Consider the following 14,336-nt stretch of genomic DNA (forward strand, 5'->3'; position numbering starts at 1 on the left):
CCGAGGAGTATCAGACCGTTCAGCCTATGCGCAGTCCTGACGACAGTCCAGCCGAACTCATGCCTGCCGGCCGGGGTCCATCGTGCATAACCTCGCACATCCCGGAATGCCATGACTCGCCGCCTGCTTCCCCTGTGGATCCTGCTAGCGCTCGGCCTGCTGCTGATCCTGCTGCATCTCGCCCTGCCGCACCTGGTGCGCAACTTCCTGAACGAGAAGATGGCCGACATGGGGGACTATCAGGGCCATGTCGAGGATGTCGACCTGGTCTGGTGGCGTGGCGCCTACCGGGTCGAAGGCCTGCTGATCGAAAAGAAGGACAAGCGGGTGCAAGCCCCCCTGTTCAAGGCGCCGAGCATCGATATCGCCATCAGCTGGGACGCGATCCTGCGCCACCGCGAAATCGTCGGCGAGGTCGTCTTCAAACAGCCACACCTGAACTTCGTCGATGGCGGCGACAGTGGCGACTCGCAGAGCGGCGAAGGGGTCGACTGGCGCGACCAGCTCGATGCGCTGGTGCCCATCACGCTCAACGAGATTCGCGTAGTGGACGGTCAGCTGTCGTTCCGCAATTTTTCCTCCGACCCGCAGGTGCACGTGTATGCCAGCGACATCCAGGCGAGCCTGTACAACCTGACCAACACCGACGATGCCGACGGCACTCGCACGGCTACCTTCGAGGGCACCGGCAAGCTGTTCAATCAGGCGCCGATCGAGGCGACCGCGCGCTTCGACCCGTTCACCGACTGGGAAGACTTCGAGGTGAATCTGCGCGTGACAGGGGTGCCGCTCAAGCAGCTGAACGACCTCAGCCGGGCCTATGGCAAGTTCGATTTCGCCGGCGGCACCGGCGACCTGGTGGTCGAAGTCGAGGCCAGCAACAGCCAGCTCGACGGCTATATCAAACCGCTGCTGCGCAACGTCGACATCTTCGACTACGAGCAGGACGTGGCCAACGAGGACAAGGGTTTCTTCCGCGGCCTGTGGGAGGCGGTCGTCGGCGGCGGCCAGGAAGTGCTGAAAAACCAGCGCAAGGACCAGTTCGCCACCCGCGTCGAGCTGTCCGGCACGACCAAGGAAACGGACGTCAGCCCGTTCCAGGCGTTCGTCGCGATCCTGCGCAATGCCTTCGTCGAGGCCTTCACCGCCCGCTTCGAACGCGCGCTGGACGAGGAGGAATGATCCGCGGGCGTCACCAGAAACACGCACACGGCCATTCAGTGACTGAATGATGCGCTCGCGTTCACAGCCACACGGCCTTCCCTTATAGTCGTCCACCTGACTACAACGAGCGCCTGCGTGCCAGGCCCCGCCGAAGGAATCCGCAATGAAATTCGAAGGCACCCAGTCCTACGTCGCCACCGACGACCTGAAACTCGCGGTCAACGCCGCCATCACCCTGCAGCGCCCCCTGCTGGTAAAGGGCGAACCGGGCACCGGCAAGACCATGCTGGCCGAGCAGCTGGCCGAATCCTTCGGCGCCAAACTCATCACCTGGCACATCAAGTCCACCACCAAGGCCCACCAGGGCCTCTACGAATACGACGCGGTCAGCCGGCTGCGTGATTCGCAGCTGGGTGTGGACAAGGTCCACGACGTGAAGAACTACATCAAGAAGGGCAAGCTGTGGGAGGCTTTCGAAAGCGAGGAGCGGGTCATCCTGCTGATCGACGAGATCGACAAGGCCGACATCGAGTTTCCCAACGACCTGTTGCAGGAACTCGACAAGATGGAGTTCTACGTCTACGAGACCAACGAAACCATCAAGGCAACGCAGCGGCCGATCATCATCATCACCTCCAACAACGAGAAGGAACTGCCGGACGCCTTCCTGCGCCGCTGCTTCTTCCACTACATCGCCTTTCCGGACCGCGAGACGCTGCAGAAGATCGTCGACGTGCACTATCCGGGCATCAAACAGTCGCTGGTCAGCGAAGCCCTGGACGTGTTCTTCGACGTGCGCAAGGTGCCGGGCCTGAAGAAGAAACCCTCGACTTCCGAGCTGGTCGACTGGCTGAAGCTGCTGATGGCCGACAACATCGGCGAAGCCGTGCTGCGCGAGCGCGACCCGACCCGTGCGATCCCGCCGCTGGCCGGTGCGCTGGTCAAGAACGAGCAGGACGTGATGCTGCTCGAGCGTCTAGCCTTCATGAGCCGACGCGCCAACAGCCGCTGATCGACGCCGGTTTCCGGTGGAGCCGGCCGTGCACTCACTGGAGGAAGAAACCATGCAAACGCATACCGGTAGTTGCCTGTGTGGCGTCGTGCGCTATCGCATCGACGCCCCCATCGACGCACTGACCCACTGCCACTGCAAGATGTGCCGCAAGGCCCATGGCGCCGCCTTCGCCACCTATGCGAGCGTGCCGCTGGATGCCTTCCACTTCATGTCCGGCAAGGATCAGCTCGGCGTCTACCATTCCTCCGAGCACGTCACGCGCACCTTCTGCATTCGCTGCGGTGCCAATCTGCTGTTCGTCGACAACCGCGAACATGAGGTCGGCGTCGCCGCCGGCACCCTCGACTCACCGCTGCCAGAGCCGCCGCAATCGCATATCTACGTCGACTCGAAGGCCGACTGGTATGCGATTCGCGACGGGATGCCCCAACACAACGGCGACAGCCCACGCTGAGCGCCCGTATATCGCGCCGACCTCGGCGCCAGAGGTTTCTGCCATGCTGCTTGGCCTGTTCAACGAGATGCGCGCCGCCAAGGTGCCGGTATCGGTGCGCGAACTGCTGGATCTGATCGATGCGCTCAAGCACCGCGTCGTGTTCGCCGACATGGACGAGTTCTATTTCCTCGCGCGCACGGTGATGGTCAAGGACGAGCGCCACTTCGACAAGTTCGACCGGGCCTTCGGTGCCTACTTCAAGGGCCTGGAGAATCTCGACCAGCACCTCGAAGCGCTGATCCCCGAAGACTGGCTGCGCAAGGAGTTCGAGCGCAGCCTGACGGACGAGGAGCGTGCGCAGATCCAGTCCCTCGGCGGGCTGGACAAGCTGATCGAGGAGTTCAAGAAGCGTCTCGAAGAGCAGAAGGAACGCCATGCCGGCGGCAACAAGTGGATCGGTACCGGCGGTACCAGCCCGTTCGGCTCCGGCGGCTACAACCCCGAAGGCATCCGCATCGGCGATGCCGGCAAGCGCCAGGGCAAGGCTGTGAAGGTCTGGGACCAACGCGAATACAAGAACCTCGACGACCAGGTCGAACTCGGTACGCGCAACATCAAGATCGCCCTGCGCCGCCTGCGCAAGTTCGCCCGTCAGGGCGCGGCGGACGAACTGGACATCGACGGCACCATCGACCACACCGCGCGCGATGCTGGCCTGCTCAACATTCAGATGCGACCGGAGCGGCGCAACGCGGTGAAGCTGCTGATCCTGTTCGATATCGGCGGCTCGATGGACGCCCACGTTAAGGTCTGCGAGGAGCTGTTCTCTGCCTGCAAGACCGAGTTCAAGCACCTGGAATACTTCTACTTCCACAATTTCATCTACGAATCGGTGTGGAAGAACAACTTCCGCCGCACCTCGGAGCGCACCTCGACGCTGGATGTGCTGCACAAGTACGGCGCGGACTACAAGGTGGTGTTTGTCGGTGACGCGGCGATGGCGCCCTATGAGATCACCCAGCCGGGCGGCAGCGTCGAGCACTGGAACGAGGAAGCGGGCTACGTGTGGATGCAGCGCTTCATGGAGAAGTACAAGAAGCTCATCTGGATCAACCCCTATCCCAAGGATACCTGGGGCTACACCACCTCCACCGGGATCGTTCGCGAGCTGGTGGAAGACCGGATGTACCCGCTGACCCTCAGTGGGCTCGAGGAAGGGATGAAGTTCCTGGCCAAGTGAGCGGTCAGCACCTGGGCGGCGACCGCTGAGCGCACGGCGATGGTGCTCAGCGATACGGCCGGTAGCGTCGCGCCCGCGAGCGAAGCGGGAAACTGGCGGCCAGCAACAGGCTCTCCACCAGCCAGGCCAGGAGCAACGCACAGCTCAGGCCCCAAGCGATGGCCTCGGGCGCCAACAGGACCTGGAAGCGGTAGCTGCTCCAGACCTGCTCGCGCAGACTGCGCTGTGCACCAAGCAAGACGTGCGCGGCCCGTGCGTACCACGGCCCCTGCATCGCCTGCCATTCGCGCTCCAGCATCCGCGCCCGGCTTACCAGCTGCTCCACGCTCTGCGCATCGCTCTGGAACACCGGGTCGTCGCTGTCCTGATAATGCTGCACCAGGGCATCCAGATCGCCGCCGAAGAAGCGCTGCGCCGTCTGCTGAAAGCCCTGCAGGCCCTGCTGAGCCTCCAGCCGTCGCGCCTCGACATGCTGCGCATAGGCCTCGATGAATCCCGGCACCTGGATGCCGACCAGCAGGCCGAAGGCGAACAGGGTCAGACGCAGATAACTCCTCAACACTCGGCCACCCTCCCCCGAGCGATACACTCGCCGAGGCGCCATAGACTCCACTGGCCGGGCTCGTGCAGCGTCCATTGTTCGTTGTTCGTCAGCGGCTCGGTGGCCAGGACGGTGACCACGTCGTCCGGTGTGGTTTCGGCATGGAAGTTCACCGTCAGCTCGGCGTCCCTCAGCTGCGCCGGCCCGAACGGCGCGCGCCGGGTGATCTCGGCGAGCTTGGTGCTGCAGAAGCTGAACAGCCATTCGCCATTGCTCAGCAGGCAGTTGAAGACTCCCTTGCGGCGGTATTCGACGCAGGCGCCAAGCAGAACCGGCAGCAGGTTGTCCGGTGGGCAGCGGTCCGGGAAATCCAGGCGGATGCGGTTCAGCAGGTCGCAGAAGGCGCGCTCGCTGTCGGTGTCGCCAACCGGGCGGTAGATGCCCTTAGGCGGCTCGAAGTCGGCGAGCTGGCCGTTGTGCGCGAAGCACCAGTGCTGCCCCCACAGCTCGCGAACGAAAGGATGGGTATTGACCAGCGAAACCTTGCCCACATTGGCGTGGCGGATGTGGCCGATCACCACTTCGCTCTTGATGAGGTAGCGTTGCACCATCTTCGCCACTTCGGACTCGCAACTGGCGACCGGGTCCTGGAACAGGCGCAGGCCGCGACCTTCATAGAAGGCGATGCCCCAGCCGTCCTTGTGCGGCCCGGTCTTGCCGCCTCTCTGCATGAGGCCGGTGAAGCTGAACACGATATCGGTGGGCACGTTGGCGCTCATGCCAAGCAGCTCGCACATGCGTCATCTCCCGATGGGGGTTCGTAACCTATGTTTGGCTGCGCTCAGATCCGCGGCTCGGTGCGCATCCGGCCACGCGATGGGGTGTAGTCCGGCTCATCATCGTGCTCATCTTCCATGCGCTCGCGCAGCGTGCGTGGGTCCTCGTCCGCAACGGCTTCTTCGCGCCGGCCGTATCTGCGCTCCAGCGGCCAGCGAATGGCGACCAGCAGCAGATACAGCGCGAAGGCGATCAAGCCGTACATCGCAAGATCCGCCACCGCTCGCCAGGCGTTGTTGCCGACCTTGAACGCCAGGTCCATGGCAGTAATGGCCACGGCGGGCGCGAACAGTTCCTTCGCCGGGTCGACGATGGTCGGCGTGAACAGCAGCACGGCCGCGATCAATCGCAGCGGCTCGCGCAACCAGCGCCACATCCAGCGCGTCACCCGGAACCAGAACAACAGGCAGCCCAGCGCGGCTAGCCCGTACAGGGCCCAGGCAAGCGAATAATCGGATTCGAACATCGGCATTGGCGTTTCTCGTACCTGCGGCGACGCGGCGAGCATGACAGCGACGCAAAAAAGAAGGCGGCCATGATAGCAGCCCCTGCCCGGTCACCGTCATCGATGGTGACAACAAGCCACTGGCGGGGGCCGACGCAAGGTCGTATAAACCTGTTAAACGAAAGGGTAATCACCCAGATACCGCCGGGACGACCACCGCCTCTGGCGACCGGCACGCAAGGAGAAACGCGCCATGCCCTACCAACACATACTGGTCGCCATCGACCTGACCGAAGAATGCCATCCGGTTGTCGCCCGCGCGCAGTCGCTCGCCAGCACCTCCAATGCCAAACTGAGCCTGGTGCATATCATCGAACCGATGGCCATGGCGTTCGGCGGTGACGTGCCGATGGACCTTTCGATGCTGCAGCAACAGCAGTTCGATCAGGCCCGCGAGCGCATGAACGGCTTTGCCGACAGCTATCCTGGCCTCGCTCCGGAAAATCGCCACCTGGCTTATGGGCAGCCTCGCCAGGAAGTGCATCGGCTGGCCAAGGAGCAGCGCTGCGACCTGATCGTGGTCGGCAGCCACGGCCGCCACGGCCTTGCGCTGCTGCTCGGCTCCACCGCCAACGACATCCTGCATGGCGCGCCGTGCGACGTGTTGGCCGTGCGCCTGAAAAAAACGGAATGACAGCCCCGACCGCGCAGCGTGATGGCGCTGCGCGGTAGCGGTGATCAGAAGAGCTCCACGCCCTCGCCCGCGCTCATCACCAAGGGGCGGATCTTCTGCAGCTGCGTCTCCAGCGAATAGGTCAGGCTGGACGCCATCGAGAAGAAGGTCAGAAAGGCCTTGAGGTTGGAGTCGGCGTGACAGGTATCGTGAATGCGCTGCCAGAACGCCTGGTTGACCAGCTGCAGTTGCTGGAATGAGCGCACCAGCCCCCGCAGCTCCCAATCGGCATGGCGCCCTTCGCGCAGATTGAAATACTGTCGCGCCAGGTAGAGCGACACGGCCCGCAGCACGAACTCATGGTTGCTGGCGAACGGCAGATGCTGCTTGGCCATGGGTTTGAGCCGGCCGAGCACCGGGCAGGCACTGGTCGCCATGATCACTCCGAGCAGCGCCCGCAAGCCCTCGTCCAGTCCGACCTGCTTGGTGTATTCGCGCTCGGGGGTACGCACCCAGACCAGAGCCTTCTGCACGGCGGGCAGCCCCTGGAAGTCCTCGATTACCCGATGCAGGTCCACGGCGGCGGGACAATGGCTGAAATCGTCCTTGCTGAGCGGGCAGTTGGAGCAACGCTGATGATCGAGGCGGGTCCATTTCGGCGCCTGGGCGGCGGCCTCCTGGTCGTAATCACGATCCAGCTCGATCCGGTAACTGAAATCGTGTTCGTCATCCAGGGTGATGCGGTATTCGATTGCCATTAACGCTCCATCATGACTGCTGATCCTTTTCCGGATACTTAACTACGCGCCAGCGCGCATGGCATTGATCCATCTCATAAGCCGTGACCGGGACCCGCTCCGCCGTGCAGCGGCTCCCGTCTTCCGGGCGCCGCCGGGGCCCACAGCGTGCGATCACTCCTCGAGTTCGGCCCAACGCTCCAGCAGCCCGTCGAGCTCGAGCTGTAGCGCCTCGAGGCGGGCCAGCGCCGCGGCGGTCGCCTCGGGCGCCTGCTGATAGAACGCCGGATCGGAAATGTCCGCCTGCAGCGCCTCGATGGCCTTCTCGGCCTCATCGATCTTGCCCGGCAGCGCCTCCAGTTCGCGCTGCAGCTTGTAGCTGAGCTTCTTCTTCACCGGTGCCGCTTCGGCCGGCGTCGGAGCGGGAGCAGGCGCTGCCCCCTGCGCCTTGCCGGCCTCCTTCGCCTGCGCAGCGGAGTCGGCAACGCCCAGCAGACGCGGCGAACCGCCCTGGCGCAGCCAGTCTTGATAGCCACCGACGTACTCGCGCACCTCGCCACCGCCCTGGAACACCAGCGTGCTGGTGACCACGTTGTCGAGGAAGGCCCGATCGTGGCTGACCATCAGCACCGTGCCCTGGAAGCCGAGCAGCACCTCTTCGAGCAGTTCGAGGGTTTCCACATCGAGATCATTGGTCGGCTCGTCGAGCACCAGCAGGTTGGCCGGCTTGCTGAACAGCTTCGCCAGCAAGAGCCGTGCCCGCTCACCGCCGGACAGCGCCTTGACCGGCGTGCGCGCCCGCTGCGGGCTGAACAGGAAGTCGCCCAGGTAGCTCAGCACGTGGCGATTCTGCCCATCGATGGTGATGAATTCGCGGCCTTCGGCGAGGTTGTCCACCACGGTCTTCTCCAGCTCCAGCTTGTGACGCAATTGGTCGAAATACGCCACTTCCAGCTTGGTGCCGAACTCGATCGAGCCGCTGCTGGGCTGCAGTTCACCCAGCAGCAGCTTGAGCAGCGTGGTCTTGCCGGTACCGTTGGCGCCGAGCAGGCCGATGCGGTCGCCGCGCTGAATGACGAGGGAAAAGTCGCGGATCAGCGGTTCGCCGCCCGGATGAGCGAAGCTGATGTGCTCGGCAACGACAACCTGTTTGCCGGACTTTTCCGCGGTTTCCACCTGGAAAGTCGCCTTGCCTTGCACATTACGGCGCTCGCTGCGCTCGGCACGCAGCGCCTTGAGGGCACGCACCCGGCCTTCGTTGCGGGTGCGCCGCGCCTTGATGCCCTGACGAATCCACACTTCCTCCTGGGCGAGCTTCTTGTCGAACAGGGCGTTGGCGGTTTCCTCCGCGGCCAGCTGCTGTTCCTTGTGCACCAGGAAGCTGGCGTAATCGCCGTTCCAGTCGATCAGGTGGCCACGGTCCAGCTCCAGAATGCGGGTCGCCAGGTTCTGCAGGAAGGCGCGGTCGTGGGTGATGAACAGCACGGCACCGTTGAAGCCGGTCAGCGCTTCCTCCAGCCAGGCGATGGCGCCGATGTCCAGGTGGTTCGTGGGTTCGTCGAGCAGCAGCAGGTCGGGTTCGGACACCAGCGCCTGAGCCAGCAGCACTCGCCGCCGCCAGCCTCCGGACAACTCGGCAAGGGTGCGATCGGCGGGCAGCTGCAGGCGGCTGAGCGTGCTTTCCACCAGCTGCTGCAAGCGCCAGCCATCCTTGGCTTCCAGGGCCTGCTGAACATGCATGAGCTTGTCGAGGTCGTCCTGATCCTGAATGTTCATGCTCAGGTGATGGTACTCGGCGAGCAGCTCGCCTACCCCGGACAGGCCTTCGGCGACCACATCGAAGACCGTGCGGTCGTCGGCCCGCGGCAGCTCCTGTGGCAGCTCGCCGATCTTCAGTCCCGGCGCGCGCCAGATTTCGCCGTCGTCTGCGCTGCGATCGCCCTTGACCAGGCGCAGCATGCTGGATTTGCCCGTCCCGTTGCGGCCGATGATGCAGACCCGCTCGCCCCGCGCGATCTGCCAGGACACGCCATCCAGCAACGGCGTGGTGCCGTAGGCGAGAGATACATCGGTGAAATTGAGCAGGGTCATGGCTACCTCCGAAAACAGGGCGCGCATTCTAGCAGGATGGCGACCATGAACCCGGTCGGATCCGATGATTTATCGCTGCCGAGCGGGCGCGCCGGCCTCCCGTCTGTCGGCGACTTGCGCCCCTGTCGCCGTACGCTCGTCGGAAGAGTGGTTTTGTTTGTTACCGGAGCTTAATGCTCGTTTAACTGGCCGGTGCGGCAAGCTAAGCTAGCTCCTGCAGCAGGCCGTCTCCTGTGCCGCCCGGTACAGCACGTCGCCTGTCATCTCAACGCCCCCCGTTTTACGGATGTACCATGCGCGGCCGACTCTCCAGTTTGTGTTTCTGCCTGTTCGTTTCTGCCATTGGCCTGGATGCGTCCGCCGCCAGTCTCAGCCAGCAACGCCAGTATTACGATGAGGCCAAGCAGGCCCTGGCCAAGGGCGATGCAGGCCCCTATCGCCGTTACCAGAGCGCCTTGCGCGACTATCCGCTCGAGCCCTACCTCGCCTATGACGAGCTGACCCACCGGCTGAAGTCGGCCAGCAATCAGGAAGTCGAGAAGTTTCTAGCCGAACACGGCGACCTGCCTCAGATCAACTGGATGAAGCTGCGCTGGCTGCGCCTGCTGGCCGCCCGCGGCGACTGGCAGACCTTTACCCGCTATTACGATCCGAAGATGAACTTCACCGAGCTGGACTGCCTGTTCGCGCAGTATCAGCTGCGCAACGGTCTCCCGGGCGCCGACGCCGCGACCGAGCGGCTGTGGCTGGTTGGCAAGTCGCAGCACAACTCCTGCGACCCGCTGTTCGAGCTCTGGGAATCCAAGGGTCTCCTGACCGAAGACCGGCGCTGGAAGCGCACCAAGCTGGCCGTGGAGAGCGGCAATTACGGGGTCGCCAGCTTCCTGGTGAAACGTCTGCCTACGCTGCAGAGCCAGGGTCAGCTGATGATCGACGTGGCGCAGAAACCTCAGATGCTTCGCCAGTCTGAACGCTTCTCGCCGACCAGCCCAGCGATGGCCGACGTCGTTTCGATCGGCCTGCGGCGCCTCGCGCGCCAGGACCCGGAGCAGGCGCTCAATCTGCTCGACGGCTACGCACGCCGCTTTGCGTTTTCGCCCGAGGAAAAGGTCGCCATTGCCCGGCAGATCGGGCTGACCCTGGCCAAGCGCTTCGACAGCCGCGCGCTCAAGGTGATGGCCGAGTACGATCCCGAGCTGCGCGACAACACCGTAACCGAGTGGCGCACCCGTCTGCTGCTGCGCCAGGGCCAGTGGGATGAAGCGTACCGGCTGACACAGCGTTTTCCCGATGAACTGGCCAATACCAATCGCTGGCGCTACTGGCAGGCGCGCAGCCTGCAGCTGGCCAAACCGGAGAGCAAGCAGGCGGCCCTGCTCTATAAGCCGGTGGCCGAAGAGCGGGATTTCTACGGCTTCCTGTCGGCCGACCGCATCCAGGCGCCGTACAAGCTGAACCATCAGCCACTGGCGCTCGATCCGAAGGTCGTGCAGAAGGTCCGCAATACCGCCGGTATTCGCCGCGCACTGGAATTCTACGACCGCGGGCAGATCGTCGATGGCCGCCGCGAGTGGTATCACGTCAGTCGGCTGTTCAGCCGCGACGAGATGGTCGCGCAGGCACGCATCGCCTATGAAAAGGAGTGGTACTTCCCGGCCATCCGCACCATCAGCCAGGCGCAGTACTGGGACGATCTGGATATCCGCTTCCCCATGGCCCACCGCAACACCCTGGTACAGGCCGCGCGGGCGCGGGAGATCCATCCCAGCTGGGCGTTCGCCGTAACCCGCCAGGAAAGCGCCTTCATGGCCGATGCCCGCTCCCATGTCGGGGCCACCGGTCTGATGCAGCTGATGCCGGCGACCGCCAAGGAAACCGCCAAGCGCTTCAACATCCCGCTGGCTTCGCCGCAGCAGGTCCTGAACCCCACCACCAACATCCAGCTGGGCACTGCCTATCTCAGCCAGATCTACGGGCAGTTCAACGGCAACCGTGTACTGGCCTCGGCTGCCTACAACGCCGGCCCCGGTCGTGTGCGCCAGTGGCTGCGCAACGCCGAGCACCTGTCGTTCGATGTGTGGGTAGAGAACATTCCGTTCGACGAGACCCGCCAGTACGTGCAGAACGTGCTGACCTACTCGGTGATCTACGGGCAGAAGCTGAATTCACCCCAACCGCTGGTGGAGTGGCACGAGCGTTATTTCGAATCGCAGTGACGCGCAGCCGGCCCGGACGGCACACCGTCCGGGCCGGCCGTTTCTCACTCCAGCGGCTCGACCGGCATTCCGACTTCCAGCTCGCCGCGCCCTTCGGCGATCAGATTCTGGCCGAAGAACACCCCGCCCGGCCCTTTGCGATACGACAGCAGCGTATTCAGTGGCTCCCGATCGGGCGCGCGCTCGCCAGTGGCCGGGTCGAGCGTGGGGATGACGCAGCGCGAACAGGGCTTGACCACACGGAAGGTCAGCTGGCCGATACGGATGCGCTTCCAGCCATCCTCGGCATAGGGCTCGGCCCCGCTGACGACAAGGTTCGGTCGAAAGCGCAGCATCTCCAGTGGACGCCCTACACGTCGGGCCAGATCGTCCAGCGACGCCTGACCGATCAGCAGAAAGGGAAACCCGTCACTGAAGGCCGTACGCTCGCCGAGCCGCGCATAATCCAGATCGACCTGAATGCCGTCGTCCTCCGGCAGGTACACGAGCCGGCAGGCCTGCCCGAGAAAGTCCGAGAGCCAGGCCGCTGCGGTCTCACCAGCATCCGGTACCACCGGATTGGCGCTCCAGACCTGCACACAACGCATCGTCTTGTCATCCGGTACTCGCACCAGCAGCTCCGGCATGCCGGGCGCCGCCAGCTTCAACGCTGTATCGCCTTGCCAATGCGCCTGCAGCAAAGCCATACGCGGCAGTATGCGCTGGGTGAGAAAGCGCCCGGTGCCGGCGGCAACCACCATCCAGCGCCGATCGCCGAGCAGACCAAGCGAATCGCTGGCGCAGCGCTGCAGCGATTCGCCAGCCGCCGACTTGAGAGGGAAGCGATAGAGCGAGGAGAGATGCATGCTGCGCCTCCTTGGGGGAAAGCGCAGCAGCATAGCAGGGGCGGCTGCGTGGTTCAGCAGCCGGCTGCAGGCGGGCTGTCAGGCCTGCTCGTCCAGCTTCAGGCGGTCCTGGATCACGTCCACCAGTTTTTCCGGCTGGAACTTGGAGAGGAAGTTGTCACAACCGACCTTCTGCACCATGGCCAGGTTGAAGCTACCCGACAGAGACGTGTGCAGCACCACATAGAGGTCCCGCAGACGCGGATCGTGGCGAATTTCGGTGGTCAGGCGATAGCCGTCCATCTCCGGCATCTCGGCATCGGTGAACACCATGAGCAGCTTGTCGGTGAGCACTTCGCCGGCGTCGGCCCACGCCTTGAGCATGTTCAGGCCCTTCAAGCCGTCGCTTGCGGTGTGGATCTTCAGGCCGAGCTGGCTGAGGGTTTCGCGCAGCTGAGCCAAGGCCACCGAGGAATCGTCCACACAGAGCACTTCCCGGCCACGAGCACGCTCGAGGATCGGATCGGCCAGCCGCTCGGCGGAGATGTTGGTGTCATAGGGGACGATCTCGGCGAGCACCTTCTCCACGTCGATCACTTCCACCAGCTCATCGTCGACCTTGGTGATCGAAGTCAGGTAGTGCTGCCGGCCGGCGGTAGTCGGCGGCGGCATCACCGCTTCCCAGTTCAGGTTGACGATGCGGTCCACGCCACCGACCAGAAAGGCCTGCACGGTGCGGTTGTACTCGGTGACGATGATGGTGCTGCGCTCGTCCGGCACCAGCGGCCGCAGGCCGATGGCTCGCGACAGATCGACCACCGGCAGGGTCTGCCCGCGCAGGTTGACCACGCCGCACACCGAACTGTGTCGGTGCGGCATCAGCGTCATCTTCGGCAGCTGGACAACTTCCTGCACCTTGAAGACGTTGATGGCGAACTTCTGCCGCCCGCCGAGCCGGAACATGAGAATTTCCAGGCGATTCTGCCCCACGAGGCGGGTGCGTTGATCGACTGAATCGAGAATGCCGGCCATTTCCAGGCTCCTTGGGAAAACATGGTAAGAGGCATATCGGCCGCATCCCCTTCGGCTTTATGTACCGTTCACCACTTTTTTCCCAGCTTACCGGCTGCCGGCTTCGCCCATATCACTGCGCCCGGAGATTTCGTTGCAGCAGCGGCGACTCCGGGGGCACGTGCAGGCGCAAAGCCCGCGGGCGGACATCGAAGCGCAGACTGGCGCCTGTGAAGGGTTCGCCGTCCAGATTGATGTTGATCGCCGTCGGCGCCTCGACCTCGAGCCAGGGCACCCGGGCACTGACCGACACCGCATCGACCCCAAGCAGACCACCGCTGAGCAGCGTGCCCAGGGTCCCGACGGCATCCGCCGGTGCCGGCACGATGCAGACGTCCAGCAGCCCATCGTCGATCATCGCCTGCGGGCAGAGCAGCTGGCCACCACCGGCCTGTCGCCCGTTGCCGATGCCCAGCGCCAGGAACTCTCCTTCCCAATCGAAGCCCGGCCCGCTGAAACGCCCCTTCGCGGAATGAATCTCGGCAAAGCGCGTCAGGCCGGTGAGCAGATAGGCGCCGCCACCCAGCACCCGCTTGAGCTCCTCGGAGGTGCTCGCGGTGACCTTGGAGCCGAAGCCGCCGGTGGCCATGTTGACGAAGGGATGGCCGTTCATTTCGCCGATATCGATCACTTGCACCGGCTGCTCCAGCAGACCCAGTGCCTCGACCGGGACGAGCGGTATGCCGGCAGCCTTGGCGAAGTCGTTTGCACTCCCCAGCGGCAGTAGCGCGAGGCGGGCGTCCGCTTGTATCTCCAGCATGGCCGCGGCCACCTCGTGCAAGGTGCCGTCGCCGCCACCGGCAATCAGGGTCGGATAGCCCGCATCCAGCGCCTCGCGCACCAGCCGCTGCGCATCGCCTGGCTCCCAGGTGACACGAACCGCCAGATCCCACCCCGCCTCGCGACGCTGTCTAACCGCCTCGCGTACCTCATCGTTGAGCGCCTGTTTTCCATGCAGTATCAGCAGCGCCTTGGCATCGCCCATGGCAGTTCATTCCTCGCAATTGGCACCGCTGCATAAGACCGGGGCCGGGGTCGGAAGTTGT

Annotated in this window: 14 protein-coding genes; 6 read left to right on the top strand and 8 right to left on the bottom strand. The window is 64.1% G+C overall.

Annotated features, from left to right (window positions below; genetic code table 11):
• Positions 1 to 111 precede the first annotated feature (111 nt).
• The 4 genes from PSTAB_RS11820 (at position 112) to PSTAB_RS11835 (ending at position 3,855) form a co-directional block, all read left to right on the top strand.
• Positions 112 to 1,182, top strand: a complete 1,071-nt coding sequence (locus tag PSTAB_RS11820; RefSeq protein ID WP_013983085.1) for a DUF748 domain-containing protein — start codon at positions 112 to 114, stop codon at positions 1,180 to 1,182.
• A 145-nt stretch (positions 1,183 to 1,327) separates the two neighbouring features.
• Positions 1,328 to 2,176, top strand: coding sequence for an AAA family ATPase (locus PSTAB_RS11825; protein WP_011913591.1), 849 nt, complete (start codon positions 1,328 to 1,330; stop codon positions 2,174 to 2,176).
• A 52-nt stretch (positions 2,177 to 2,228) separates the two neighbouring features.
• Positions 2,229 to 2,633 carry a GFA family protein gene (locus tag PSTAB_RS11830; protein ID WP_011913592.1) on the top strand — a complete coding sequence of 135 codons (405 nt, stop codon included), beginning with the start codon at positions 2,229 to 2,231 and terminating at the stop codon, positions 2,631 to 2,633.
• 43 nt (positions 2,634 to 2,676) lie between these two features.
• Positions 2,677 to 3,855, top strand: a complete 1,179-nt coding sequence (locus tag PSTAB_RS11835; protein ID WP_011913593.1) for a vWA domain-containing protein — start codon at positions 2,677 to 2,679, stop codon at positions 3,853 to 3,855.
• 46 nt (positions 3,856 to 3,901) lie between these two features.
• Here the strand turns inward: PSTAB_RS11835 and PSTAB_RS11840 are convergent, their stop codons facing one another.
• The 3 genes from PSTAB_RS11840 to PSTAB_RS11850 are packed head-to-tail and all read right to left on the bottom strand — an operon-like array spanning position 3,902 to position 5,705.
• The gene (locus PSTAB_RS11840) at positions 3,902 to 4,417 is read right to left on the bottom strand and encodes a DUF2937 family protein (protein WP_011913594.1); all 516 of its coding nucleotides are present in this window, start codon (positions 4,415 to 4,417) and stop codon (positions 3,902 to 3,904) included.
• Complete coding sequence (locus PSTAB_RS11845; protein ID WP_011913595.1) at positions 4,411 to 5,193, bottom strand: class II glutamine amidotransferase; 783 nt, start codon at positions 5,191 to 5,193, stop codon at positions 4,411 to 4,413. Before PSTAB_RS11845 ends, PSTAB_RS11840 begins: the two co-directional genes overlap by 7 nt.
• Positions 5,194 to 5,237: 44 nt before the next feature.
• Positions 5,238 to 5,705: a hypothetical protein gene (locus PSTAB_RS11850; protein ID WP_013983086.1), complete on the bottom strand. Its 468-nt coding sequence runs from the start codon at positions 5,703 to 5,705 to the stop codon at positions 5,238 to 5,240.
• 226 nt (positions 5,706 to 5,931) lie between these two features.
• Between PSTAB_RS11850 and PSTAB_RS11855 the strand changes: the two genes are divergently transcribed.
• On the top strand, positions 5,932 to 6,372 hold the full coding sequence (locus tag PSTAB_RS11855; protein WP_011913597.1) for a universal stress protein: 441 nt from the start codon (positions 5,932 to 5,934) through the stop codon (positions 6,370 to 6,372).
• 44 nt (positions 6,373 to 6,416) lie between these two features.
• On the opposite strand, the gene PSTAB_RS11860 is transcribed toward PSTAB_RS11855, so the two are convergent.
• Both PSTAB_RS11860 and PSTAB_RS11865 read right to left on the bottom strand, forming a co-directional pair.
• The gene (locus PSTAB_RS11860) at positions 6,417 to 7,109 is read right to left on the bottom strand and encodes a DUF6901 family protein (RefSeq protein ID WP_011913598.1); all 693 of its coding nucleotides are present in this window, start codon (positions 7,107 to 7,109) and stop codon (positions 6,417 to 6,419) included.
• Positions 7,110 to 7,262: 153 nt separating this feature from the next.
• Positions 7,263 to 9,179 carry an ATP-binding cassette domain-containing protein gene (locus tag PSTAB_RS11865; protein ID WP_013983087.1) on the bottom strand — a complete coding sequence of 639 codons (1,917 nt, stop codon included), beginning with the start codon at positions 9,177 to 9,179 and terminating at the stop codon, positions 7,263 to 7,265.
• 293 nt (positions 9,180 to 9,472) lie between these two features.
• Between PSTAB_RS11865 and PSTAB_RS11870 the strand changes: the two genes are divergently transcribed.
• Positions 9,473 to 11,395, top strand: coding sequence for a transglycosylase SLT domain-containing protein (locus PSTAB_RS11870; RefSeq protein ID WP_013983089.1), 1,923 nt, complete (start codon positions 9,473 to 9,475; stop codon positions 11,393 to 11,395).
• 44 nt (positions 11,396 to 11,439) lie between these two features.
• Here the strand turns inward: PSTAB_RS11870 and PSTAB_RS11875 are convergent, their stop codons facing one another.
• The 3 genes from PSTAB_RS11875 to yegS form a co-directional block, all read right to left on the bottom strand.
• Positions 11,440 to 12,240, bottom strand: a complete 801-nt coding sequence (locus PSTAB_RS11875) for an MOSC domain-containing protein (protein ID WP_013983090.1) — start codon at positions 12,238 to 12,240, stop codon at positions 11,440 to 11,442.
• Positions 12,241 to 12,318: 78 nt separating this feature from the next.
• On the bottom strand, positions 12,319 to 13,251 hold the full coding sequence (locus PSTAB_RS11880; RefSeq protein WP_011913602.1) for a chemotaxis protein CheV: 933 nt from the start codon (positions 13,249 to 13,251) through the stop codon (positions 12,319 to 12,321).
• A gap of 112 nt (positions 13,252 to 13,363) precedes the next feature.
• A complete protein-coding gene (yegS, locus tag PSTAB_RS11885; RefSeq protein ID WP_013983091.1) occupies positions 13,364 to 14,275 on the bottom strand; it encodes a lipid kinase YegS in 912 nt (303 codons plus the stop codon).
• Between the last annotated feature and the right edge of the window lie 61 nt (positions 14,276 to 14,336).

Origin of the sequence: Stutzerimonas stutzeri, from assembly GCF_000219605.1 — a bacterium.
GTDB lineage: Bacteria > Pseudomonadota > Gammaproteobacteria > Pseudomonadales > Pseudomonadaceae > Stutzerimonas > Stutzerimonas stutzeri.

Bases quoted from the DNA above. Each gene is read 5' to 3' on its own strand.
- PSTAB_RS11820 (WP_013983085.1), top strand. From the start codon at position 112: ATGACTCGCCGCCTGCTTCCCCTGTGGATCCTGCTAGCGCTCGGCCTG.
- PSTAB_RS11825 (WP_011913591.1), top strand. From the start codon at position 1,328: ATGAAATTCGAAGGCACCCAGTCCTACGTCGCCACCGACGACCTGAAA.
- PSTAB_RS11830 (WP_011913592.1), top strand. From the start codon at position 2,229: ATGCAAACGCATACCGGTAGTTGCCTGTGTGGCGTCGTGCGCTATCGC.
- PSTAB_RS11835 (WP_011913593.1), top strand. From the start codon at position 2,677: ATGCTGCTTGGCCTGTTCAACGAGATGCGCGCCGCCAAGGTGCCGGTA.
- PSTAB_RS11845 (WP_011913595.1), bottom strand. From the start codon at position 5,193: ATGTGCGAGCTGCTTGGCATGAGCGCCAACGTGCCCACCGATATCGTG.
- PSTAB_RS11850 (WP_013983086.1), bottom strand. From the start codon at position 5,705: ATGCCGATGTTCGAATCCGATTATTCGCTTGCCTGGGCCCTGTACGGG.
- PSTAB_RS11855 (WP_011913597.1), top strand. From the start codon at position 5,932: ATGCCCTACCAACACATACTGGTCGCCATCGACCTGACCGAAGAATGC.
- PSTAB_RS11860 (WP_011913598.1), bottom strand. From the start codon at position 7,109: ATGGCAATCGAATACCGCATCACCCTGGATGACGAACACGATTTCAGT.
- PSTAB_RS11865 (WP_013983087.1), bottom strand. From the start codon at position 9,179: ATGACCCTGCTCAATTTCACCGATGTATCTCTCGCCTACGGCACCACG.
- PSTAB_RS11870 (WP_013983089.1), top strand. From the start codon at position 9,473: ATGCGCGGCCGACTCTCCAGTTTGTGTTTCTGCCTGTTCGTTTCTGCC.
- PSTAB_RS11875 (WP_013983090.1), bottom strand. From the start codon at position 12,240: ATGCATCTCTCCTCGCTCTATCGCTTCCCTCTCAAGTCGGCGGCTGGC.
- PSTAB_RS11880 (WP_011913602.1), bottom strand. From the start codon at position 13,251: ATGGCCGGCATTCTCGATTCAGTCGATCAACGCACCCGCCTCGTGGGG.
- yegS (WP_013983091.1), bottom strand. From the start codon at position 14,275: ATGGGCGATGCCAAGGCGCTGCTGATACTGCATGGAAAACAGGCGCTC.